This window comes from Paraburkholderia sediminicola, from assembly GCF_046026675.1.
Classification (GTDB): domain Bacteria; phylum Pseudomonadota; class Gammaproteobacteria; order Burkholderiales; family Burkholderiaceae; genus Paraburkholderia; species Paraburkholderia sediminicola_F.
Genome location: NZ_JAQQEY010000002.1, coordinates 1,276,212 through 1,299,123, shown reverse-complemented (window position 1 = coordinate 1,299,123; position 22,912 = coordinate 1,276,212). Strand labels below are relative to the sequence as shown.

18 protein-coding genes are annotated in these 22,912 nt (G+C 58.8%); 9 read left to right on the top strand and 9 right to left on the bottom strand.

From position 1 onward, the window contains the following. The first annotated feature begins 405 nt into the window (after nt 1-405). Nucleotides 406-2,109 carry a PAS domain S-box protein gene (locus PQQ86_RS25650; RefSeq protein ID WP_408273272.1) on the top strand — a complete coding sequence of 568 codons (1,704 nt, stop codon included), beginning with the start codon at nt 406-408 and terminating at the stop codon, nt 2,107-2,109. Here PQQ86_RS25650 and PQQ86_RS25645 read toward each other — a convergent pair. Further along, on the bottom strand, nt 2,087-2,488 hold the full coding sequence (locus PQQ86_RS25645) for a hypothetical protein (protein WP_408233456.1): 402 nt from the start codon (nt 2,486-2,488) through the stop codon (nt 2,087-2,089). The genes PQQ86_RS25650 and PQQ86_RS25645 overlap by 23 nt on opposite strands. A gap of 342 nt (nt 2,489-2,830) precedes the next feature. Here PQQ86_RS25645 and PQQ86_RS25640 point away from each other — a divergent pair, with 342 nt between their 5' ends. After that, entirely contained in the window at nt 2,831-3,160 is a 330-nt protein-coding gene (locus PQQ86_RS25640) for a hypothetical protein (RefSeq protein WP_408233732.1), read from the top strand. Nucleotides 3,161-3,610: 450 nt separating this feature from the next. Here the strand turns inward: PQQ86_RS25640 and PQQ86_RS25635 are convergent, their stop codons facing one another. Together PQQ86_RS25635 and PQQ86_RS25630 are read right to left on the bottom strand one after the other, a co-directional pair. Next, complete coding sequence (locus PQQ86_RS25635; protein WP_408233459.1) at nt 3,611-4,867, bottom strand: NAD(P)/FAD-dependent oxidoreductase; 1,257 nt, start codon at nt 4,865-4,867, stop codon at nt 3,611-3,613. A gap of 190 nt (nt 4,868-5,057) precedes the next feature. Next, nucleotides 5,058-5,708 (bottom strand): DsbA family oxidoreductase, encoded by a 651-nt coding sequence (locus PQQ86_RS25630; protein ID WP_408273269.1) that lies wholly within the window; start codon nt 5,706-5,708, stop codon nt 5,058-5,060. A gap of 353 nt (nt 5,709-6,061) precedes the next feature. Between PQQ86_RS25630 and PQQ86_RS25625 the strand changes: the two genes are divergently transcribed. After that, a complete protein-coding gene (locus PQQ86_RS25625) occupies nt 6,062-7,201 on the top strand; it encodes an FAD binding domain-containing protein (RefSeq protein ID WP_408233735.1) in 1,140 nt (379 codons plus the stop codon). Between the two features lie 66 nt (nt 7,202-7,267). Here PQQ86_RS25625 and PQQ86_RS25620 read toward each other — a convergent pair whose 3' ends face one another. Beyond that, on the bottom strand, nt 7,268-8,491 hold the full coding sequence (locus PQQ86_RS25620) for a porin (protein ID WP_408273266.1): 1,224 nt from the start codon (nt 8,489-8,491) through the stop codon (nt 7,268-7,270). 503 nt (nt 8,492-8,994) lie between these two features. Here PQQ86_RS25620 and PQQ86_RS25615 point away from each other — a divergent pair. From PQQ86_RS25615 to PQQ86_RS25600, 4 genes are all read left to right on the top strand, one after another. Beyond that, nucleotides 8,995-9,900, top strand: a complete 906-nt coding sequence (locus tag PQQ86_RS25615) for a LysR family transcriptional regulator (protein WP_408273264.1) — start codon at nt 8,995-8,997, stop codon at nt 9,898-9,900. A 376-nt stretch (nt 9,901-10,276) separates the two neighbouring features. Further along, on the top strand, nt 10,277-11,389 hold the full coding sequence (locus PQQ86_RS25610) for an alkene reductase (RefSeq protein ID WP_408273262.1): 1,113 nt from the start codon (nt 10,277-10,279) through the stop codon (nt 11,387-11,389). A 248-nt stretch (nt 11,390-11,637) separates the two neighbouring features. Further along, nucleotides 11,638-12,918, top strand: coding sequence for a PAS domain S-box protein (locus PQQ86_RS25605; RefSeq protein ID WP_408273260.1), 1,281 nt, complete (start codon nt 11,638-11,640; stop codon nt 12,916-12,918). Next, nucleotides 12,915-13,463 (top strand): sensor histidine kinase, encoded by a 549-nt coding sequence (locus PQQ86_RS25600; protein WP_408279358.1) that lies wholly within the window; start codon nt 12,915-12,917, stop codon nt 13,461-13,463. Before PQQ86_RS25605 ends, PQQ86_RS25600 begins: the two co-directional genes overlap by 4 nt. Before the next feature lie 57 nt (nt 13,464-13,520). On the opposite strand, the gene PQQ86_RS25595 is transcribed toward PQQ86_RS25600, so the two are convergent. The 3 genes from PQQ86_RS25595 to PQQ86_RS25585 form a co-directional block, all read right to left on the bottom strand. After that, entirely contained in the window at nt 13,521-13,892 is a 372-nt protein-coding gene (locus PQQ86_RS25595) for a response regulator transcription factor (RefSeq protein ID WP_408233477.1), read from the bottom strand. Nucleotides 13,893-14,039: 147 nt separating this feature from the next. Then, the gene (locus tag PQQ86_RS25590) at nt 14,040-14,207 is read right to left on the bottom strand and encodes a hypothetical protein (RefSeq protein WP_408233480.1); all 168 of its coding nucleotides are present in this window, start codon (nt 14,205-14,207) and stop codon (nt 14,040-14,042) included. Between the two features lie 17 nt (nt 14,208-14,224). Further along, nucleotides 14,225-15,217: a LysR family transcriptional regulator gene (locus tag PQQ86_RS25585; RefSeq protein ID WP_408273255.1), complete on the bottom strand. Its 993-nt coding sequence runs from the start codon at nt 15,215-15,217 to the stop codon at nt 14,225-14,227. 257 nt (nt 15,218-15,474) lie between these two features. Between PQQ86_RS25585 and PQQ86_RS25580 the strand changes: the two genes are divergently transcribed. Both PQQ86_RS25580 and PQQ86_RS25575 read left to right on the top strand, forming a co-directional pair. After that, nucleotides 15,475-18,015, top strand: coding sequence for an ATP-binding protein (locus tag PQQ86_RS25580; protein ID WP_408273252.1), 2,541 nt, complete (start codon nt 15,475-15,477; stop codon nt 18,013-18,015). Between the two features lie 148 nt (nt 18,016-18,163). Further along, nucleotides 18,164-19,201, top strand: coding sequence for an alpha/beta hydrolase fold domain-containing protein (locus PQQ86_RS25575; RefSeq protein ID WP_408233488.1), 1,038 nt, complete (start codon nt 18,164-18,166; stop codon nt 19,199-19,201). Here PQQ86_RS25575 and PQQ86_RS25570 read toward each other — a convergent pair. Beyond that, the gene (locus PQQ86_RS25570; protein WP_408273250.1) at nt 19,173-20,327 is read right to left on the bottom strand and encodes a hybrid sensor histidine kinase/response regulator; all 1,155 of its coding nucleotides are present in this window, start codon (nt 20,325-20,327) and stop codon (nt 19,173-19,175) included. The genes PQQ86_RS25575 and PQQ86_RS25570 overlap by 29 nt on opposite strands. A 5-nt stretch (nt 20,328-20,332) precedes the next feature. Further along, nucleotides 20,333-22,909, bottom strand: a complete 2,577-nt coding sequence (locus PQQ86_RS25565; RefSeq protein WP_408273247.1) for a hybrid sensor histidine kinase/response regulator — start codon at nt 22,907-22,909, stop codon at nt 20,333-20,335. Between the last annotated feature and the right edge of the window lie 3 nt (nt 22,910-22,912).

Below are 22,912 nucleotides of genomic sequence, written 5' to 3'. Positions count from 1 at the left end.
GATCTCATCGTCGCGGAGTAAAGGCACGACCTAGCTCATCAGCTTGCCGTTGCCGCCGCCCTGCCCTCTCCTCCATGCGTGCAACTACTCGCTCACATAGGTCTCGCGCTACCCGGTGATTACCTTAGATACTGCCCCGCAAGCCATGGATGAATTGCGGCTGCAATATTGGCGTCAACGCCATGAACAGTGCAGCGAGTCGCGCCAATTGCGCTCACGTATGCCGCGATCTCCTCAGCGTTCCGTTCGCCCCAGCCATACGGCAAACGCCGCGCCGAAGAATGCCCGAGCGACTTTGACGCACCACAACGCGCGTCTCCTCATTGACGTGCGGCCTGCACTTTTGCTAAGTACAGCTTACGACAACGGAAGCAAGCATGGATAAGCTTTCGGCTTGGCTTCAGCTTGGCCAGCGCCGGCTTTGCCTTTCTGATTGTCATCGTGCTGCTGTCCCTCCTCGAAAGCTTTGTTTCCTCCGTCATCTTTTCCGTCTTCTCCGCCGCCTGCCTCAACTATTACTTTACCGAGCCGATTTTCAGTTTTAGCGTAGCGTCCCCTCAGGATCTGATGGGACTGGCTACGTTCGCGATCACCTCGCTCATCATTACGGCACTGGTCAGGCACACGCGCCACTTGGGCGACGCGCGCCGCGAGCAAGCCAGGCTCCTCGATCTCACGCATGACCCCGTTTTTGTTCGCGACATGAACGACGTGATCAGCTACTGGAATCGCGGCGCCGAAGAACTCTACGGATGGAAAAAGACAGAGGCGATTGGCAAGATCAGCCCCCAACTCCTGCAAACGCGCTTTCCGGTCCCGCTCAATGAGATCACAGATACCTTGTTGAGAACCGGACGCTGGGAGGGAGAACTGGTCCGCACCAGGCGGGACGGTCAGCAAGTCGTGGTGGCAAGCCGTCTCTCGCTGCAGAAGAGCGAAAATGGACGGTCACTTGCGAAGCTCGAAACCAACAACGATATTACCGAGCGCAGGCGGGCCGAAGATGCACTACGCCGCAGTCAGGCGGAGTACCTCGCGGAGGCGCAGAGACTAAGCCTCACAGGCAGCTTTGGCTGGAATGTGATCAGCGGAGAAGTCTTCTGGTCCGACCAAAGCTTCAGGATCTTCGAATACGATCCGGCTATTCCACCCACGATCAAGGGAGTGCTCAAGCGTACGCATCCGGACGATGTCGCGCTCGTTCAGAGGGTGGTCAAGCAGTCAATTGACGCCAGGCAGGACTTCGATTTCAAGAATCGACTGCTGATGCCTGACGGTTCGATCAAGCATCTCCATGTGGTCGCACATGCCGTGAAAGAAGACGCCAGCAAACTGCAGTATTACGGTGCGATCAAGGACATCACCGCGACCCGGCTTGCCGAGGAGCAGTTGCATGAGAGCCAGGTGGAGCTCGCACATGTGGCTCGCGTTACCGCCCTCGGAGAACTGAGCGCGTCCATTGCCCACGAAGTCAGCCAGCCGCTTGCGGCAATCGTCACCAACGGCGATGCCTGTTTGAGATGGCTCGACCACGCTACGCCGCAACCGGAGGAGATGCAGGCCTGCGTGCAGCGCATGATCGCCGATGGTAGGCGCGCCAGCGAAATCGTCCGACGCATCCGCGCGCTCACCAAAAGGGATACTCCAGAGAAGACTTGCCTCGATCTCAACGACGTAGTCAACGACGTGGCGTTGCTCGTCCAGCACGAGATTTTCACTCATCGGGTCTCGATGCGCCTTGAACTCGCCCCCGCGTTGCCGCCACTGCTCGCCGGCCGGGTCGAACTTCAACAGGTGATTCTCATCCTGGTGCTCAACGGCATACAGGCGATGGACGGAATCAGCGACGGACCACGCGAACTGTTAATCAGGACACGACAGGACGAAGTAGGTGATTTGGTCCTGACGGCGCAGGACTCCGGTACCGGCATCAAGCCGGAGAGATTCGGTCAGCTATTCGATCCGTTCTTCACCACCAAACCCGATGGCATGGGCATGGGTCTATCGATCTGTCGCTCGATTATCGAGGCCCACGGCGGTCGGGTATGTGCGTTTAATCACATTCGACGCGGCGCGGTCGTTCAATTCAGCGTGCCCCCATCTGCGTGAGCGAAGAGTCACGAGTGGGCGACGGATAGGCTTTTGCGTGCTTTATGAACTCCGCTTCTCTCACGCATTGCAGCTCTGAGCACCGACCTCTCCGAACGCCCCCATCGCCGTCCTTGGCATCATCAAGCAGGCTGCCGCACCGAGGAATCTGGAAACCCACATCACTGGGGAAAGTTTGTTCAATAACGGTGTGAATGCCGTGATCTTCCTGACGATCCTCGACGTTGCTGTTGGGCGGATTGATCAAATCGTTGGTGGCGTATCGCCGTATATTGTCCGGGAAACGCGTGGAGGCATCCCAGTCGCACCTCATCAGCACTGTTAGAAAAATCGCCACGAATGTTGAAGTTGCGCCGATGTAAATGAGACCATCGCTCAACCTAGGGGAAATTTTTAAGATAATTTAAGATATCCTTGAAGAAATTTAACTCCATTCGACTATAGACTGCAATCTTCCCTGATACAGAACGGCGTTCTGCGTCGAGAAAAGACGGATGTTGGTGTAGGACGATCAGTTGCATCCACTGCGCTTTCTGAGTCATTCGGATGTTGCTGGTCTGATCGCAGTTGGCCAGCCTACAGATCGGTAATCGGTGGCGTGAACTCTTTCTTCGTCAACCATCCTCACGGCACGGTAGCGGGTACAGAACCTCAGTGCGTCAGTGAATATTTCATTGCAGGCGGCAAGGTCGTCGCCAATTATTCAGAGGTAAATTCAGAAATGAATCTATTTACCGCAAGAAAGATCATCGTCGCGTTTGCGGTCACCGCCATGGGTGCTGGGTCGTACGCACCAGCCATGGCTAAAAATGCAGGGGGAAGTGCAACGGTCAATGCGACCGCCGACGTTAAACCCGACGCCGCATCGAGCGTAAAGCCATCAAAGGCTGAGCGCAAAGCGACACGGAAAACGGCCCGTGCGAAGAAGAATGCGGAACTGAAAAAGCTTGAGAATGCCGGTTACAAGCCCGGTGCGGACGACCCCAACTATCCGACCGATTTGCAAAACGCCGAGAAAAAGGCCGGCCTTGGCCAAGGCGCCAGTCAATAGCCCCTCCTTCGGCCTTTCGCTTCAGCGAACACGCGGACTAATCACACGGCGACCGCAGGTGAGCTTCTGACGGGGCGCGAAAGATCACAGCATTGCGCCCTGATTGCCGTGCTGTGCTTATTCACATCAGATTATCTTCGATTGGTTGCACACGACTCTGGCGCCACAGCACTAGAAATAGAGAAAGCAGCCTAGCTACCGAGACACAACGTACAGAACAGCGTTTTCTTTTGTATGAGTGAGTGCAAGAAAATTCAATGCATTCTTCGGATGACTCGGAGAACGACGCGTGGAGTTTAGGAGGCGATTTCAAGACTGCTTCGTACGCTGAGCTAGTTCAGCTTCTTGCCCTGCGGCCGGCAGGCCGTGCGCCGCTCAAAGCATGTCGCAGTGCGCATTAATTGCGCTCACAAGATTTAGTTGCCCATAGTGGATGCGAGCGCCGATACTTCAACTCATCGACTCGGCCAGATACCGGTGAACAAACGTGACCGCCATGGCCCCTTCGCCAACCGCCGAGGCGACTCGCTTGACTGACCCGTAGCGGACATCGCCAGCCGCGAAGGAGCCGGGGACACTCGTTTCCAGAAAATAAGGGCGCCGCTCGAGCGGCCAGCAAGTTTCGAACTGGGGAAAGTCGCTCAGGTCGGCGCCTGTCACAAGGTACCCATTCCTGTCCCGGACGATCGTGGTGTCTTTTGCCCACTCGGTGTTCGGTGCGCCACCAATACACACGAATAGGCGATCTGCCGAAACAACCTGGGTTCCGCCCGCCTTGTTCGTGATCTGCAGCGCTTCAAGCTGGGCATCGCCGTAAATTGCTGAGACAGACGACTCAAAGACAACCCGCACGTTGCTCGTGTGGGCAATACGATCCAATAGGTAATGCGAAAGCGTTGCGGCAAGGGACTCGCCGCGAACGATCAATGTGACACTCTTCGCGGTTCGCGCGAAATTCATCGCGGCCTGCCCTGCGGAGTTTCCGCCGCCTACGATGAAAATCTTTTTTCCGGTGCACATTGGCGCTTCGCTCGCGCCCGCGCCGTAGTACAACCCTGCGTTCAACAGCCTTTGCTCATCGGGAATGCCCAGGCTACGGTACTCGATACCCGTCGCGCAAATATTGGCGCGTGCCCTCAGCAGCGTGCCGTCCGCCAGATTAACTTCAATTTTTCCATCCACAAACGTGGCGTGAACACCCTCGCGCATCATAAGCAGTTCGACGCCAAACTTCACTGCCTGCTGACGGGCGCGCTCAGCCAATTCCGCACCGGCGATGCCCTGCGGGAAACCCATATAGTTTTCAATGAGCGAACTCGTTCCCGCTTGCCCGCCCACCGCAGCCCGTTCAATGACGACAGCCCGCAGGCCCTCCGATGCCGCGTAGACCGCGGCGGATAATCCTGCGGGTCCCGCGCCGTATATCGACAGGTCATACTCCTGATAACGTGGACGCGAGACCCACCCAAGCTTGGCTGCGATCTCCGCTAAACTCGGCGCGTCTAACCTGGAGCCATCTGGAAAGACGACAACAGGCCACTTGATATCGCCAAAACCGGAAACGCCTAGTTCCCGGACGCACGCTTCGTTTGATGCGATTTCGCACCATTCATATTCGACCACACCTCGGGCGAGGAAGTCCCGGATCTCGTACGCTTCCTTGCTGTGTGCCGCCCCAAGAACCCTGACCACTCTTGCGCCGTCCATCGAACCTCCACGACTAACCTGCCACGCCCGTCGAGATTGCCTCTTATGGGCGCCACCGCTGCAGTTTCTTAACTGCGCATGCTGGCCCAATGCAGTCTCACAGTCGAGTTAACGTTTCTGAATGTGTAGCGCGAGTAGGGCTGCCGCCCAGCCTTCGAGGTGAAGCAGCCCATAGCCACTGCGGCCCTGCTTACTCAGCGGTGGCGTGGGGTTTCAGGGCACCCTCCAGCGTTGCCCGAAACAGAGCGACAGACTGTGCGCCGCTGATAATTTCATCGCCGATCTTCACCGACGGTACCGAGTTGACGCCATGCCCGATCGCCTGAGCTTCAAGCGCACGCACTTCGTCTACGCCACTGTCCGATGCGAAAAACGCTTCGACCTTGTCTTTCTTGAAGCCCGCAGCGACCGCGATCTCCGTCAACACGGCGACGTCTCCAATATCGCGGCCAGCGGAAAAATACGCATGGAAGATCGCCTCAACCAACGCCGCTACGTCATGTCTTTGTTGCAACACCCATACAAGCCGATGCGCGGCGAGCGTGTTCGGCGTGCGCTTCGCCAGTGCATAGTTGAACTCCAGACCGACCTGACGTCCGGCCTCCGTGACTTGAGCATCCATGACTTGCGAGCGCGCCCAGCTCCCGAACTTCGCCGACCGGTATTCTTTACGGTCAAGACCTTCGGCGGGCATACCCGGATTCAATTCATAAGGTACGAATACGAGTTTCGTTTGCTCCGTGGCGTTCGCTTCGCTAATCGCTTTCTTGAGTTTTTCCTCGCCAATCCAGCACCAGGGGCAAATGAAATCGTATGTGACCTCGATATTGAGCTTGTTCATCGAACATCTCCAAAAGGGATTGTTTGCATAGCAAACGATAGCGTGGCTATCAGCCGATCGGAATGGCAATGCGAAGCAATGTACCTTTGCGTGGCCCGCAACAAGGCGCGGCGAACGGCGAAGTCAGCCTGGAGTCTCTCGCCTCATGCACGAAGCCACTCTTTCCCATGCAGCCCACCGCGCTATTTCTGAAAGACTATTTTTGCCGTTCACGCAAAGGTGGATTGCGTCGCGTCTCGATTCTCTGCTGCTTCCGCAACGGCTAATCTTCCGCTATCGGGCAATAGCAGGAGAACGCGGTGAACGCCATAGCTCAGCAGAAAGATCAGACGCAGAATCATCAGGAACGCCTCATGGGGAATGTCAATCGACCCTCTGCAATCGTTATCGGCGGTTCGCTCAGCGGCCTTTTCACGGCGACCGCGCTACGCGCAGTCGGATGGAACGTCAAACTCTTCGAGCAGTCGCCCAATGAACTCGACAGCCGGGGTGGAGGGATCGTGCTACAGCCCGACGTTCTGGAAGCTTTCCGTTTCGGCGGCGTGAAACTGCCGGCATATCCAGGCGTGGACTCCGGCGATCGCATCTATCTCGACCAGAACGACCGCATCATCGACCAGTTCTACATGCCTCAGACGCAAACTTCATGGAGCCTGATTTACAGCGCCATGAGACGTGCGTTGCCGGTTGAAGTCATTCATCCCGGCGAACGTTTCACTCATCTCGAGCAAACCGGGGAAACAGTCAAGGCTCATTTTGAAAGTGGCCGCGTCGAAGAGGCGGATCTTCTGATCGGCGCCGATGGTGCGCGCTCTACGGTTCGGGCTCAGCTGCTGCCTGATTCGCAGCCCAGCTATGCGGGCTATGTCGCGTGGCGCGGTCTCGTCGAAGAAAATGATCTGCCGGCCGATGCTGCCAATGTTCTACGGGATCGCTTTACTTTCCAGCAAGGTGAAGCACATCTGATTCTGGTCTATCTCGTACCTGGGGAAGACGGTGCAACCGAGGTCGGCAAGCGGCGCTGGAACTGGGTCTGGTACCGCCCGATGTCCGGCGACAGCCTCAGGGCATTGATGCTGGACAGAAACGGGACGCAACGCAGCACGTCGCTGCCCCCGGGAACGACAAAAGACAACGATATCGCCGAACTGCGTTCCGCTGCAGGCCGCTTGCTCGCGCCTACGCTGCAGATCCTCGTTCAGGCGACGGCCGAGCCGTTCGTTCAGGCAATCCAGGACCTCCGGGTTGAAAAAATGGTCTTCGGCCGGACGATTCTGCTTGGCGATTCCGCGTACGTACCACGTCCGCATACCGCAGGCAGCACCGCAAAGGCCGCCGCGAACGCCGTCGCGCTAGCTCACGCGCTCTCGAAGGGCGGTGAGCACCTGCAGTCTGCGCTGTCCGGCTGGGAGTTACAGCAAAGGCAGCTCGGCATCAGCATGTCGGAACTTGGGATTTCTCTGGGTGACCGCATTATGAAGCTTCGCCGCTAATGCCTGACCGGAACCGTGAAGTTCCCCGGCAATGAATCCAGCGGCAGCGCTGCTGGAGGTCGGGGCCTAGAAACGGTGGGCCAATCCTATCGTATCCACAACCTGCTGGTTTCTCGATGACGGTGTCATCCCCGCGATCGACGCAACCGCGCTTTGCCCTAGCGAGTTCGTTCCAGAGGCACGCTGATAGGCGGCGACCATATACACGTCTGTGCGTTTGGAGAAAAAGTAGTGGACGCCGGCAGTCACCTGCTGATAACGAGCACTCTGATCATTGGGACCATCGTCTTTGGTGAACGAATACGCTAGTCCTAATGATACGGGTACCGTGACCTGATATTGCAGGTTCGCTTCAACCGTATTGAAGGTGGAACTACCTGAGTACGACAGCGGATTCGGTCCCGAAGACGAACCCAAGCCGGCGAACCGCGTGTTGGTGTAAACGAGGCCCAGCGTCGCCGGACCAGCGGTGTATGAGCCGCCCATGCCGAAGATCTGCTCCCGGTGCGCCGACGCATAACCCGCGATGATTGGGTTTCGTTGTGCGCTTGTCGCCGAACCGAACGATCCAAAATTGTTCGTGGCGGCACTACCCGCTGTTGGCGTCGATCCATATATCGAGGTATTGGGATCAAACGCGTCCACAAACGCGATGCCCAGACGCACAGGACCTCCGGTATAACCCATCCCCACGGACCAGATCTGATTCTCCGAGAAACTACCGGCGACCCCACCGGCAGAATACAGCGCGTTGGCGGTAATGCCGTTCCACGTGGGGGAGGTGTATTTGAGCGAGTTGTTCTGCCGATTCGTACCGCCGATGTTGTCGAGATCGTCTGGATGGGACCCGAGATAGCCGGCCCACTGGGTGATCACCGCGAGGGGGGACACGAAATCCCAGAGCGACGAATACTGGCGGCCGAGCGTGATACGCCCCGCGGCAGATGACAAGCCGACAAACGCCTGCCTGCCAAACAACAGCCCCCCTTGGCCCAACGCGCCATTCGCCGCATTAAAGCCGTTCTCAAGCGTAAACAGCGCGGTCATACCCCCACCCAGATCCTCGACACCCTTCAGGCCGAAGCGGCTGCCAAAGTACGACGATGTCGTTGCGTCCATCATGGAGTATTGCTGCTTCCCCGTTAATTGGCCGCCCGAACGGCCTGTCTGTGCATTGTTCACAAAAACAATGTCCGGATCGACAACCCCGTACAGCGTAATGCTGCTTTGCGCGTGGGCCGCGGAAACAGACATCATCAACAACACAAATGAAGCCCCTATCTTTTTCACTGAAAGATCCTCTCTCGATGTAGTCGAACTAGATTGAATAAATCCCGATACCCCGCCTGTTTCCATGCATCACCAGGTGGGGCAATTTCTACGTCTCCGCATAGGACTCCGACATAAAAATAATCCAACCTGGACGCGCGGAGGCCGTCCGCGAACGTTGCTTGCGGGTCCGCAAGAGAACGACGCCGTGATCAATGAGTCAGAATATAAATGTTCGAGTGATAAGTTACAATGCATGACGCATCGGGGTTTGCCCGAGGTGCTCCCGAGGTCTTCTCGAGGCGTCGATTAGACTTTAATTATTCAATAGATAATTAAAAGATGACCGATCACGGCCAATGCGACACGCGCGACGCAAATGCAGCCGCTTAACAACCAGGGCAGAATAGCGACCGTACTGTGCGATGCGAAGCGAATCCGCGGTTGGATATCGGAGCAGCCGGCAGTAGGCCTTAGAGGTTAATGAGCCCGCCGCAAACCACTAAACTGTATGGGCCAAGAGTATGGACAAGCTATTGTCGCTTCGAGCGTTCGTGGAAGTCGCTGAGGCAGGCGGTTTTTCGAGTGCGGCACGGCGCCTCGATCTGGCCACATCCTCGGTCATGCGCTCGGTCGATTCGCTTGAGAAGGAGCTGGGCGCGGTACTCCTGCATCGGACCACCCGCCAGGTGACCTTATCCGAAGCGGGAACCTCCTACTACGCCAAAGCGAAAAAGCTGCTCGAAGATCTGGCCGATGCCGACGCATCGGTGTCGGACAGAAGCGGCGAACCGTCGGGCCCACTACGCGTGTCCGTGCCCGTCGCATTCGGATCCCGACGGATCGCACCTGCCCTCGCCGTGTTCCTGAAAAAATATCCCAAGCTGGAGTTGGACGTCAAACTTAGCGATGCCTTTGTCGATCTGGTCAGCGAGCGAATAGACGTCGCTATTCGCCTTGGCGAGGTCGCTGCCATGGCCGACGTCGTCAGCAAGCGCGTCGGCATCTTCGCCCGTTATCTGGTTGCGAGTAGCGAATATCTCGATCGGGCAGGCTATCCCGCATCTCCTGACGAATTGATACGCCATGAATGCCTTCGGTTCACCTATACGACAGAACCTCAAGTCTGGACGTTTTCGCGTGACAAGGAAGAAAGCCGCGTGCCGGTGACGGGCAGACTCAAGGCGAACAATTCCGAAGTATTGCGCGAAGCAGCATTGGACGGCATGGGCATCGCGTTGCTTCCCGACTGGCTGGTGGGGTCGGACGTTCAGTCAGGTGCCCTCACCCGGCTGTTCGCCGAGTTCGAGACGGGACCGAACGACGCACGGGCTGTCGTGAGCGCTCTGTATCTGCCGAATCAGCGAGGATCGCGAAGAGTCAATGCGTTTATCGATTTCGTGTCCGAACTGACGGGCGGCCCTCAGTAACCGCTCTCGCGGCGTGCTGATCGCTGGACCCGCTCTCACGTCAATCATTGGCAACGGGTGTTCGGTCAATACCGGCAAACGCCGGCTACACCCGCTACACCCGCTACACCCGCTACACCTTCCTCGATCTTTGCTCACCACGCAATGCTGTGTAGCGCGCCGTTGGGATTCCGCCCAGGCCCCGTCTCGCCTAACCTTACACACATCAACCAGCCGCACAGACATGCAGCACCGCTGCATGACCGTCAACGACGAACACCACGTCTGATAGGCGCGTTGCGGAAGGATCAGGTAAGGCGTGCTGCACCTGGCCATGCCTTGAAATGCACATGGCGGCGCTGCAAGGCGCGCCTCACATCTTTGACGGAGATACACCATGACAAAGCACCTGTTTAACCCTATCAAGCTGGGCCGCCTCTCCCTCGATCACCGCGTTGCGATGGCCCCGCTTACGCGCTCGCGCGCCGGCCAACCGGGAAACGTGCCGACAGACCTGAACGTCGAATACTATCGGCAACGCGCCGGCGCGGCATTGATCGTGAGCGAAGCGACACAGATCTCACAGCAAGGCCAGGGTTATGCATGGACGCCGGGTATTCACACGGAACAGCAGATTGAAGGCTGGCGTGCTGTTAGCAAGGCTGTTCACGAAGAAGGCGGCCACATGTTTCTCCAGTTGTGGCACGTCGGCCGCGTCTCGCATCCCGTGTTCCAGCCGAATGGCAGCCTGCCTGTTGCCCCTACCGCCATGCCGGTGCCCGGCAAGACGTTCATTCTCGACGAGGCGGGCAACGGCGTGTGGGGTGACGTACCGGTACCGCAGGAACTGAGCGTTGAAGGCATTCGAGAAATCGTCGCCGACTACCGGCGTGCCGCAGGCAATGCGATCGCGGCCGGCATGGACGGCGTTGAAATTCATGCCGGGAACGGCTATCTGCTGGACCAGTTCATCAACAGCAACAGCAACCACCGCCTCGATAGCTATGGCGGCAGCATCGAAAATCGCGCGCGGTTGCTGCTTGAAGTCGTCGCCGCCGTCAGCGACGAAGTGGGTCCGCAAAACGTCGGTGTTCGCCTCACCCCGATGGGACGTTTCATGGGAATGGGCGACCAAACACCTGAGGCGACGTTCGGCTATATCGTCAAAAAACTCAACGACTACGGTCTCGCTTATTTGCATCTCGTCGAACCGGCGATGGTGGGTACGGTGAAGGACGAGAACTTCGACCCGCGGTGGGACGCCATCATCAAACTGCTGCGACACGAATTCAAAGGCGTACTGATGATCGCCGGCGGCTATGACCGTGATACGGCCGAAAAGGCGATCGCCAACGGCCGGGCCGACATCATTGCATTTGGACGGCCCTTCATCGCGAATCCGGACCTGCCGGCCCGTCTGCGCGACGGACACCCGTTGAATGCCGCCGACAGCGCCAGTTTCTTCGGCGGGGATGTGACGGGCTATACCGACTATCCGACCATGAACTAAGCGTCGGCTTTCCCGCTAGCCAGCTTTAAAAGGTTGTATGCGGGGCGGACGATTCCGCCCTGCTGATTTCGCGCAGCGTTGCACCGCTCAGCCCACTGCGTGATTTAAGGACAATTAATTTACGCTCAGGACATCCCGTGCACAATGGGGGGCTGAGCCTCCATACGTCCATGACCTTACCCCGGGAACCTGCAGATCGTGAAATTCGAAAGCAACATCGTCCCGCCGGTCTCGCCGCACGATCAGACATGATGATCGACCGGCTCGCCCGGCCGCGCTATCTCATGGTGCTTTGGCTCTCAGGCTGCATTGCCCTGAGCGGCGCGACCTGGCTGTGCTTCCGGCTTGGGCTTGACTTGAGCGCAACAGGGTTTGTCTTCCTGATTGTGATCGTGTTGCTGTCTCTCATGGACAGCTTGATTTCCTCTATCGTCTTCTCCATTTTCGCCTTAAGTTATCTTAACTATTTCTTTGCAGAACCACTCTTTAGCTTTCAAATTACCTACGCACGGGATCTTCTTGCGCTGGCGGCTTTTCTGATCACGTCGCTAGCGATCACTACACTGGTCAGGCATATACGCCGGCTCGGGAATGCGCAGCGCGAGCAAGCCCGGCTTCTCGACCTTGCTCACGACACAGTTTTTGTTCGCGATATGAGCGACGTGATCACCTACTGGAATCGAGGCGCCGAGGAACTCTATGGGTGGAAAAAGCGCGAGGCGCTTGGCAAAACTTCTCACGATCTCCTGCAAACCCGTTTCCCCACTCCCCTTGATGAGATTAACGAGACGTTATTGCGCACCGGGTCGTGGGAGGGCGAACTCGTCCACACGAAGCGGGACGGCGTGAACGTCATTGTGGGAAGCCGCTGGTCGTTGCAGCAGAGCGAAAGCGGGCGGCCGCTCGCGATACTCGAAACCAATATCGACATGACGGAGCACAAACGTGCCGAAGAGGCGCTACGCCGAAACCAGGCACAGTACCTGGCGGAAGCACATACACTGAGCCTCTCCGGCAGTTTTGGCTGGAACGTCTCTCGTGGAGAAATCTTCTGGTCCGATCAAAGCTTCAGGATCTTCGAGTACGACGGCGAAACCACGCCTACGATCGAAATGGCACTCGCGCGCACGCATCCAGACGACGTTGCGTTCGTCAGGCAGATGATCGATCAGGCAGCACAGACCGGGCAAGATTTCGACTACGAACATCGATTGTTGATGCCTGGCGGCTCGATCAAGCACCTTCACGTCGTGGCACATGCGGTACGGGATGATCACGCCATACGGCGGTTTGTCGGCGCGATCATGGACGTTACCGCGGCCAGGCTCGCGGAGCGGCAATTGCGTGAAGTGCAGGCGGAACTCGCTCATGTGACGCGTTTAACTGCCCTTGGGGAACTCAGCGCATCGATTGCCCACGAAGTCACCCAGCCGCTCGCGGCTATCGTGACGAAGGAGAGGCCTGTCTGCGATGGCTTGGCCACCCGATCCCGTCTCCGGAGGAAGTACAAGCCTGCGTGGAACGTATGATCGTCGACGGCAAGCGCGCGGCCGAAATCGTCCGGCGCGTCCGCCAGCTCACCCGAAAGGGTGTCTCACAGAAGGTGCATCTGGATCTCAACGACGTGATCAGCGACGCTGTGTCCCTGGTCCAGCACGAGCTCCTGAGCCACCGGGTTTCGCTGCGCCTCAAACTCAGCCCCGAGTTGCCGCCCCTATTCGCCGATCGGATCGAGCTTCAGCAAGTGATTCTCAATCTGGTGATAAACGGCATTCAGGCAATGGACGCCCTGAGTGGCAGGCCACGTGAATTACTGATCGAGACGCTGCGGGACGAGCAAGGTTACGCCGTGGTCGCGGTGCATGACGCCGGCAGCGGGATCAAGCCCGAAACCGCCAATCGGCTATTCAAACCGTTTTTCACCACGAAGCCAAACGGCATGGGAATGGGACTGTCGATCTGCCGGTCAATCATTGAAGCCCACGGGGGGCGAGTTTGGGCATCCAACCATGCGAGCCAGGGTGCGGTCTTCCAATTCAGCCTTCCGCCGACCAACGTGAACGAGTCGTGCTGAGTGGGCCGTTGTGGCCTTCGCTGAGACATCCACGGCGCAATCATGACTCAATCATGCTCAGGGCGATCCCAACGCCAAATTGAGCCAATGCGCCATGGCGGCAGCGTCCACGGGTTTGGGGAGAAACGCCATCACACCGTCCTTCTGGATTTTCGCGTGAAGCGCGACCGGAGGGAATGCCGAGATAAACAGGGTTGGCGGCGCGTACCCGAGCTTCAGCAGTTGTTCGTGCATCTCGATCCCCGAGATGCCGGGCATTCGCACGTCAGAGATCAGACACGACGTTTTACCGAGGTCACCGGATTGCAGAAACGCTTCCGCCGAGGCGAATATGCGCGTTTGCCATCCGAACGACCGAACCAGGCTCGCCGTGGCCATCCGGACGGACTCGTCGTCGTCGACGATACAAACAATCTGAGTGGCGTCCACGCAGCAACCCCGGTTTTCAAAAAATGATCTACAAACACGCGGATTTCTAATCGGGCGCATTGAATCATACAAGGATAGTTCACAAGACTCCGACAGGAAACCATACGAATGTATAACAGTCTGGCTAGCCTTGCGCGCGGCGGATCCTCAGCCCCGGCTAAGCACCGATGTCACGCGATTTGCACCAATTCGGATCAGTCGCGAGGCAAGCAGCGCACAAAGCGCCATGGCGCCCGTGTCGGTATCAAAGCGGCAGCAATAGTGCACGAGCGACCAGAACCAGAACGTGAGCGATGAAATAGAACTCAGTTTCATGACGATGGACTCCCCAGTCACGCTGCCATCAGCGAGTCTCGTGCATCCGCCCCGCTGTGCCTGAACTGAGCGAATGACGAAAGACTGTGCGCCGCCAACGATTCCACTTGGGGTATGGCGCTCTCGCTAAAGCCGCTAACGAGGCGATCAACCAGTTTGCGTACACGCAACGGCTGATTACGTCGCACTCGATACAGCAACTGCGTATCGAACGAGGGTGCTCGCCAGTCACTCAGGATGCGCACGAGTTCGCCTCGCGATTCAGGGATGCTTCCAATATGCTCGGGCAAAATCGCCACCCCCGCACCATCAACCGCGGCGGAAACCAGTGCGCTGGGGCAATTGGTGCGAAATGGGCTCTGAGCACTGATTGCCGACTGTTCGCCTGTGGCGCAATGGATAAGCTGCCAGGATGCGTCACGCGGCCCCACCACAACCGCCATGCAATGCGTCGAGTGCACCTCGGACGGATGTTTCGGCATGCCGACACTGCTAATAAAATCGGGGCTCGCGTAGATGCCAAATCGCGTCGCCCCGAGCGGCCGCGCGACCCACGAGGAAGGCACCGACCTGCCGACGACAATGGAAAGATCGGCGAGATCTCCCAAAGTTTCACCGGAGTTGTCGACAAAGCGTGTGTCGACCCGCACCTTGGGATATTCACGCATGAAGTTCGCCAGAATGGGCGCGAGACGACCCATGCCGAACAGGACCGGTACCTCAAAACGAATATCGCCTGACACTTCGAGTGCAATATCCTGGCTGACTCGCGCGAGGCCGTCGTAGCAATCCAGCACTCCTGCTGCGTGTTCAAGCACCGTATGTCCGACCGGGGTCAGCGTGACCTTGCGGGTGGTACGGTGAAACAGTTGAATCCCAAGCAGCGCTTCGAGGTCCTGCACCGCCCGGCTAACGGCGGGAACGCCCACGTTGGTCACGTCGGCCGCCTTCGTGAAGCTTCCGTGATCCGCGACGGCCTTGAATATCTCCAGCGCTTTCAGACGTTCCATGATTTTCTCCGCGTCAAAAGACAGAATGCATGGACTGAATGTTGGGCTGACGGCGCGTGCAAAGCCAGTTACGTGGTGTTAAGAGTTGCTATGCGCAGAACCGGGAGGAGTGTGTCCTGATTCGCTTTCAGATCTTTTAAGTGGGCGCCAGAACGAGGCCAGGCGAACATACGATATTTTTCCCAATATCGAGCGCCATGGAAGCTTTGCGATCCACCGCACCCGCCGTGAGTGACGATACAAGTAAAGGTGGTTTGATGGTCACCCCATACGCCATGACGTTTGGCCCCTTCACCTTGCATTTCCCGCAGCGCAATCTGACAAAAGACGGTGAAGCTATCCGGCTCGGCAGCCGAGCCCTGGATATTCTCGTCGTGCTGGTCGAAAACGCCGGCGTGCTGGTATCGACCAGGGAACTGTGCGAGCGCGTGTGGGCGGACAACGTCGTCGACGAAGGCGCCCTCCGGGTACACCTGTCAGCGGTTCGCAAAGCACTGGGCGACGGTCATGAGGGCATTCGCTACATCGTCAACGAGACAGGCCGGGGATACCGGTTTGCGGTGCCGGTTAGCAGGTCCGTTGCCCACTCCCCTGCGCCGCCGCTCCACAACAGCGGTGCACGCGCATTGCCGGTCACGCTGGCGCGCGTCATTGGTCGCGAGGACGTCATAGCTGGGCTCACCGATCAGTTGCCCGAGCGCCGCTTTCTGACCATCACCGGGCCGGGCGGCATGGGCAAGACTACGGTCGCATTAGCCATCGCCCACCGATTTTCCGGGCAGACGGGCACACGCGCCCTCTTCGTCAACTTCGCCCCGGTATCGGAGACGTCCAGCGCGGCAAGTACGGTGGCTTCCGCCGTTGGCGTCGCGGTTTCCTCCGGCGACCCCATTCCGGATTTGATCGGGATGCTTGGCGACACGCCAGTCCTTCTGGTACTGGATAACTGTGAACACCTGATCGAGGCGGTCGCCGAACTTGCTGAAAAGCTGCTCCAGGCTGTGCCTGGTATACACCTGCTCGTGACAAGCAGAGAGCCGCTGCGAGCAGACGGCGAGTCGGTGCACCGGCTCGCCGCGCTACCGTCTCCGGCATCGGGCACGACCCTCGGAACGAACGAGGCACGTGAATATGCTGCTGTCGCACTCTTCGCCGACCGGGCCAAAGCCGCGAACGATTCATTTGCCTTGACTGAATCCAACGTCACTGCGGTTTGCGATATCTGCCGCAGACTGGACGGCATTCCACTGGCGATCGAATTCGCCGCGGCGCGTGTCGGCTTGATGGACGTGCATGCTATTTCCGCGCGTCTGGACGACCGCTTTGCACTGCTGACACAGGGCCGCCGCACCGCCCTGCCGCGACAGCAAACGCTACGCGCAACATTGGACTGGAGCTACGAGCTGCTCCAGCCGAAGGAACAGCAAGTCCTGCGGCGCCTTTCCGTGATGCGTGGCCCCTTCGACATGAGCGACGCCGCCGCGGTCGCAAGCTGCAGGGAGCTCGACGAACTTGCCGTATTCGACGCCACAACAGGTCTGATCTCCAAATCGCTCATTTCATGTGACATCAGCGGTTCGCCGTTACCCTACCGGCTGCTGGACACGACCCGCCACTATGCCCATTTGCGCCTCGCGGAGGCGAACGAGATCAACGACGTGCGGCGGCGTCATGCGATGCATTGCTGCGAGATATTTGCAGATCCGGCGGCGGCCTGGGAAGGTAAAGCCCCTCGCGAATGGCTCGCCATCCATAGCCGGCGAATCGACGATATCCGGGCCGCGTTCGACTGGGCATCCCGCGAGGAAGGCGACCCGACCATCGCCATCACGCTGGTGATCGTCACTGCGCCGCTATGGTTTCACCTATCGTTGCCCCATGAGTTTCTCGGGCTCGCCGAGCACGCGATCGCCACTGTGGAGAGCTCGGATCTCGCCGGCACCCCCCAGCATATCGAACTGCTTGCGGCATACGGCCATGCCCTGTGGCACACCCGTGGACCGACGCCGGACATGGCGCGAGCTTTCGAACAGGCTTACGACGCGGCCGGGCGCCTCAACAACGAAGGCATGGCGTTACGAACGCTGTGGGGAATCTGGGCGCAGCGCATCCTCGCAGGAAGCTATTCGGAAAGCTTGCAGTTGGCCCGAAACTTCAGCGACCTTGCATCCCGAACCGCAGATTTGTCTGCCATACAGACTGCCGATCACATGAAGGCGCTGTCGCAGCATTTTCTGGGAAATCAGGCTGAAGCACGGTCTCTGATCGAGGACGTCATCGCTCGCGATGAAGATCCGATTCGCGCGAATCACGCGAACCATGCGCAGGTCGACGGTCAGATCGCCTCGATGTCGCTCCTGATGCGCATACTCTGGCTTCAGGGATCGACCGATCGCGCCATGGCGCTCGCCCACGAGTGCGCCGCGCAGGCATTGGCAATCGACCACGATCTATCGATTTGTTATGGCCTCGCCATCGGATCGATCCCAGTCGCAATATGGGAAAACGATTGGGCCACGGTGCGCGAGCTTACCGGCAAATTGCGCGAGCGGACCCGCCAGCGCGGGCTGTCGTACTGGGATAAATGGGCAGAAGGCTTCGAGGCCCTGATTGAAGGACGGCCAGTCATGCCCCGGGGCGCCACCATCATGCAACTGGAGCTTTTCGCCAGCGCCGGGTCCCAGGCTTGCATCGAGGCGCTGATTGCGCACGGCCGTCTCGACGAGCCGGCGTGGTGCCGTGACCGCCTGCTTGAACATCGGGCAAGCCTTGCTGGCGCGGACGCTAACGGTTCTTAGCAAAGCTTAACTGACGCGCCGAGGCCCGTCTCGATGAGAATCAGTGCTGAAGGATGTTCGCATTTCAGGATCGGCCGCCCTGTTCGCGCAGGGCACGGCGCCGATCGCGAGCGATCCATAACGGCCTCTCTCATCGGAACCTGCTCTCATGAATCAACCCATCTCCACTGGCGAATCCCGGCGCTCCCAGTTGAGTCTGGTGACGCCGTCATCGGCACACCCGGTCCTGGACATCGAGACACAACAGTTTCTCGACCTGGTCGCAGAAGCGGGCATGCATCCCGACGATCTTCTATTGCATTGTCAGTCTGCTTCAGGCGGGTCCGCCCAGGAGACGACGCGGCCTGATCGCCTGCCTGTCCAGACAGAAGATCTGACGCTGCCCACGGGGCCAACCGGCTCGATCGAGATTCGAATTGTGCGCCCGCTCGGCGCCCGGACTCCGCTGCCCGTCGTCATGTATTTTCACGGCGGCGGATGGAGCATGGGCGATCGCAACACCCACGACCACCTGATACGCAGGCTTGCGGCAGAAGCCGGCGCTGCAGTCGTCTTCGTCGACTACACGCGGGCACCCGAGGCGCGCTACCCGATGCAGAACGAAGAGGCCTACGCGGCGTTGACGTACGTCGTCGAGCACGCTCATGCTCTTGGGATAGACGGCCGTTCAATCGCGGTTGCCGGTGACGGCGCGGGCGGCAATATGGCGGCCGCGATGACACTCCTGGCCAAATTTCGGCGCGGCCCGCGGATTGCCCTTCAGGTACTGTTCTATCCGATTCTGTCGGCCAACCGGACTTCCCCGTCCTACTTCCGTTACGCCGATGGCCCCGGATTGACCGCCCACGCGGTGGAATCGTTCATTCACACGCAGTTTCCAGACGAGTGCCTGACCGAAACCACGGCGATGCCGCTCAACGCTTCCACCGCCGATCTTGAAGGCCTCCCTCCCGCATTGCTAATCACGGCTGAGAACGATGTAGTACGGGACGACGGTGAGGCCTATGCACGCAAGCTCATGCAAGCAGGGGTTGAGGTCAGTGCAACCCGCTATCTCGGCACGATCCATGATTTTGTCGCGCTCGAGGGTCTTGCCGACACACTGCCCACCAGCACCGCGCTCATGCAAGCGTGCAGCGCGGTGAAGGCTGCGTTCCTCAAAGCCGACAGCTCAGGTTCAGCGTAGCGATAAGTCCCGGTCTATTGTCGGCAAAGTCGAGCGAGCCGCGATGGAGTGTCGCCACCGCTTTCACGAGCGCGAGCCCGAGGCCTACACCCGGCGTTCCGCGACTCGCGTCGCCACGATAGAACCGCTCAGTCACTTTGGACTTTTCCGCGTCCGGAATACCTGGGCCGTCGTCGGCAACCGAGATCGCAATCATGTCATCGTGACGTGTCGCGACGACACTGATTTCACCTCCGTCGCGCGCGAACTTCAATGCGTTGTCGATCAGATTGCCGATCGCCTGGGCAAGTAGAAGCGGATCGGAATTTGCCATGAGGTCACCCGAAACCTGCAGCGAGAGCGTAACGCGGCGCAACTCCGCCACGGGCTGATAAAACTCGACCGCATCCGACACGATCGTTTCCAGGTCGTTTGGCATGAACCCCGAGCGGCGCACGCCTGCGTCAATTTCGGCGAGACGCAGCAGCGCATTGAAGATGCTGATTACGCGATCGACATCGGTCAACGCGACCTCCAGATCCGGCAAGCACTGGTCATTGCGTTGCCGTCTCAACGTGATCGTCAGCACCTCAAGCCGGGAGCGCAATTCGGTGAGCGGTGTGCGCAAATCGTGAGCGATCGCATTCGACACATTGCGCACGCCATTGATGACTTCAATCAGCGCCTCCTCGGCCTGTTTGCGCGTCTTCACTTCCTTTTGCAACTGGATGTTTTGCTCTTCCTGCAGTTTTTGCAGCGCACGTAGTTTCAGGTGCGTATTGACGCGAGCGGCGACTTCCTCCATCTGCAGCGGCTTGGTGATGTAATCCACCGCACCGGCGCGAAAACCCGTGATCTTGTCTTCTGTTCGCGTCAACGAAGTCATGAAGATGACCGGAATATCCCGGGTCTTCTCCATCGCCTTCAATGTCCGGCACGTTTCAAAACCGTCGAGTCCGGGCATCATGACATCGAGCAGGATCAGGTCAGGTTGCACAAGCTCCGCCCGGCGCAACGCCTCCGCCCCGTCACGCGCAACCGCCACCCGCAAATGATTGCCTTCGAGGCATTCGACCACCAGCCCAAGATTGGCTGGCGTGTCGTCGACAACCAGAACAATGGGCGCGCCCGTGTCGAATGGTTCCATTGTGCTCACGAGTCTCGACCCAAATGTTGTTCGATCAGGGATAGCAGGGCCTGCGATTCAAAAGCCGCCGCGAGACGGCGCAATTGCGTTGCGAAGGCCTCGTAACGGACGTCGAGCCCGATAAGATAGTCGGCGTGATGGACGATGGCGCGCATCGAGCCAAGCAGCGCAAACCGATGCAGCGTGGCCATTTCATTGCGCGGTGGGACGATGGATTCGTCAATCACAAGCACGTGACGCGCTTCGCCTTCCTCACCCGCGAGCTGAAGGGTTGGGCCAAAATCCGCCACCTCCGCATAGGACACAGGTGCATCGAGCTCGAACCAGAACGTGCTCCCATGACCGACGCGGCTCGTAACATGGATTTCGCCCCCCATCATGCACACCAACTGACGGCTGATCGCGAGTCCGAGGCCAACGCCGCCTGTGCGCCGTGTGAGATCGCCGGCCTGCTCGAAAGGCTGAAAGATGGTTTCGAGCCTGTCTGGACTCACGCCGACGCCTGTATCCCGCACTTCGAAGCGCAGCCTTCCATCCGAAATCATTCGAACGACAAGCGTGACTTCACCCTGGTCCGTGAACTTGACCGCGTTGGCGAGAAGATTTAACAGCACCTGCCGAAGGCGTTTTTCGTCAACACGAATGACCGTCGACAAATTCGCCGGCGCCTCGTGGTTCAGGACAAGCTTCTTCTGATCGGCGCGCACGCTCACCATCTCGGCGATGACACGTAAGAATGGGCCAAGTGGTACGTCTGTCACGCTCAGTTCGAGCTTGCCCGCTTCGATTCGAGCAAAGTCAAGAATGTCGTTGATCAGCATGAGCAGATGCTCGCCGCTCTGTTCGATCACCCCCAGACTCGACAGTTGCCGCTCGGTCATGGCCGCGTCGCGCCGCAAAATCTGGGCATAACCCAGGATGCCGTTCAACGGCGTGCGCAATTCGTGGCTGATGTTGGCGAGAAACTGGTCTTTGGCGCGATTCGCCGATTCGGCGGCGTCCTTTGCGACACGCACTGTGTCCTCGAGCGCCTTGCGTGCCGAAATATCCTGGAGGATGGCAATGGTGTGAAGCGCCCGGCCATTCGTATCGCACTGAAGCGCCACAGACACACTCACCCAGACACGGGATCCGTCGAGTTTGACCAGAGGCGTCTCCTCCGAGTAGTGCGAGAGCTTACCCTCGGTCAGCAGGCGATACTTTTCCTCGCTCGCGGCCAGAAAATCCGGATCGATGATGTCCTGAAAGCGCATGAGCAACAGACTCTCACGCTGATAGCCCACGATATCGCACGAACGTTGATTCAAGCGCAGAAACTGTCCATCGAGATCGCAGTGCGCGATGCCGACTGCTGCATTTTCAAAGGTGCCTCGAAAGCGTGCCTCACTCGACCGAAGCGCCTGCTCCGTGAGTTTCAGCTCCGTGATGTCCACCAGACTGCCGACGAAGCGAATCGGTTTTCCGCCGGCATCCCACCGCGCCATACCGCGCACGAGGACCCAGCGGACGCCGCCGTCGCGATGGCACAGGCGGTTCTCCACTTCGAACACATCGACGTCCCGTTTGAGGTACCTGACCATCGCCGCCTCGGTCCGCGCACGGTCGTCGGGATGCAGCACCATCATATAGGCATCGTAGTCGAGTAAGGTCGGCGGGCGCGTGTAGCCAAGCCATTCCCAGATGTTCGAGAAACGCGCGTGGCCGTGACGGTAGTCGCCGTCCGGCATATCGATTTCCCACACGCCGACGTTGGATCCGTGCATCGCCATTTCAAGGCGGGCATTCGTCTCGCGCAGTATTTCGGCCTCTTCGGCGCGACGCCGTTGTGTGACGTCGCGAAACACCAGCACCACGCCAAGGATTTCACCACGGTCGTCGACGATCGGCGACCCGCTGTCGTCGATCGCGATCTCCCACCCGTCGCGCGCGAGCAGTATTGTGTGATTTGCAAGTCCGACAAGCGTGCCGGCGCTCAGCACGGCCGTCACAGGATCTTCCGCGGGCGCGCGAGTCGTTTCGTTGATCACGCGAAACACATCCGCCAGCGGGCGCCCCATCGCCTCGTCGCGTGCCCAGCCCGTCAGCATTTCCGCGACCGGGTTGATAAAGTTGATGCGCGAGTCGCGGCCGGTCGCAATCACGGCGTCGCCAATACTCGACAGCGTCACCGCATACCGTTGTTCGCTTTCGCGCAGACGGCGTTCCGCGCCGTGCTTATAGAGCGCCATTTCGACGACCGTGCGCAACTGCATATCGTCAAACGGCTTGAGAACATAGCCGAACGGTTCGGTAACGGTTGCGCGCCGGACGGTTTCCTCGTCGGCATAAGCGGTCAGGAAAACGACCGGCAGGTTGAAATTCTCACGCAGCAGCCGTGCGGTATCGATGCCGTCGAGTTCACCTTCCAGCCGCACGTCCATCAGAATCAGATCCGGCGCGGTGTCGGCCGCGAGCGGCAGCGCGTCTTCGCCGCGAGCGGTGATGCCGACCACCGTGTGGCCCGCGCGGCTCATCTGTTGCGCGATATCTCTGGCGACCACCCGATCGTCTTCGACTACAAGAATGCGTGCGGGCGTCTTCATTTG

Excerpts from the sequence above, each read along its gene's own strand:
- PQQ86_RS25640 (WP_408233732.1), top strand. The coding sequence starts at position 2,831 with ATGAATCTATTTACCGCAAGAAAGATCATCGTCGCGTTTGCGGTCACC.
- PQQ86_RS25635 (WP_408233459.1), bottom strand. The coding sequence starts at position 4,867 with ATGGACGGCGCAAGAGTGGTCAGGGTTCTTGGGGCGGCACACAGCAAG.
- PQQ86_RS25630 (WP_408273269.1), bottom strand. The coding sequence starts at position 5,708 with ATGAACAAGCTCAATATCGAGGTCACATACGATTTCATTTGCCCCTGG.
- PQQ86_RS25625 (WP_408233735.1), top strand. The coding sequence starts at position 6,062 with ATGGGGAATGTCAATCGACCCTCTGCAATCGTTATCGGCGGTTCGCTC.
- PQQ86_RS25615 (WP_408273264.1), top strand. The coding sequence starts at position 8,995 with ATGGACAAGCTATTGTCGCTTCGAGCGTTCGTGGAAGTCGCTGAGGCA.
- PQQ86_RS25610 (WP_408273262.1), top strand. The coding sequence starts at position 10,277 with ATGACAAAGCACCTGTTTAACCCTATCAAGCTGGGCCGCCTCTCCCTC.
- PQQ86_RS25605 (WP_408273260.1), top strand. The coding sequence starts at position 11,638 with ATGATGATCGACCGGCTCGCCCGGCCGCGCTATCTCATGGTGCTTTGG.
- PQQ86_RS25600 (WP_408279358.1), top strand. The coding sequence starts at position 12,915 with ATGATCGTCGACGGCAAGCGCGCGGCCGAAATCGTCCGGCGCGTCCGC.
- PQQ86_RS25590 (WP_408233480.1), bottom strand. The coding sequence starts at position 14,207 with ATGAAACTGAGTTCTATTTCATCGCTCACGTTCTGGTTCTGGTCGCTC.
- PQQ86_RS25585 (WP_408273255.1), bottom strand. The coding sequence starts at position 15,217 with ATGGAACGTCTGAAAGCGCTGGAGATATTCAAGGCCGTCGCGGATCAC.
- PQQ86_RS25580 (WP_408273252.1), top strand. The coding sequence starts at position 15,475 with ATGGTCACCCCATACGCCATGACGTTTGGCCCCTTCACCTTGCATTTC.
- PQQ86_RS25575 (WP_408233488.1), top strand. The coding sequence starts at position 18,164 with ATGAATCAACCCATCTCCACTGGCGAATCCCGGCGCTCCCAGTTGAGT.
- PQQ86_RS25570 (WP_408273250.1), bottom strand. The coding sequence starts at position 20,327 with ATGGAACCATTCGACACGGGCGCGCCCATTGTTCTGGTTGTCGACGAC.
- PQQ86_RS25565 (WP_408273247.1), bottom strand. The coding sequence starts at position 22,909 with ATGAAGACGCCCGCACGCATTCTTGTAGTCGAAGACGATCGGGTGGTC.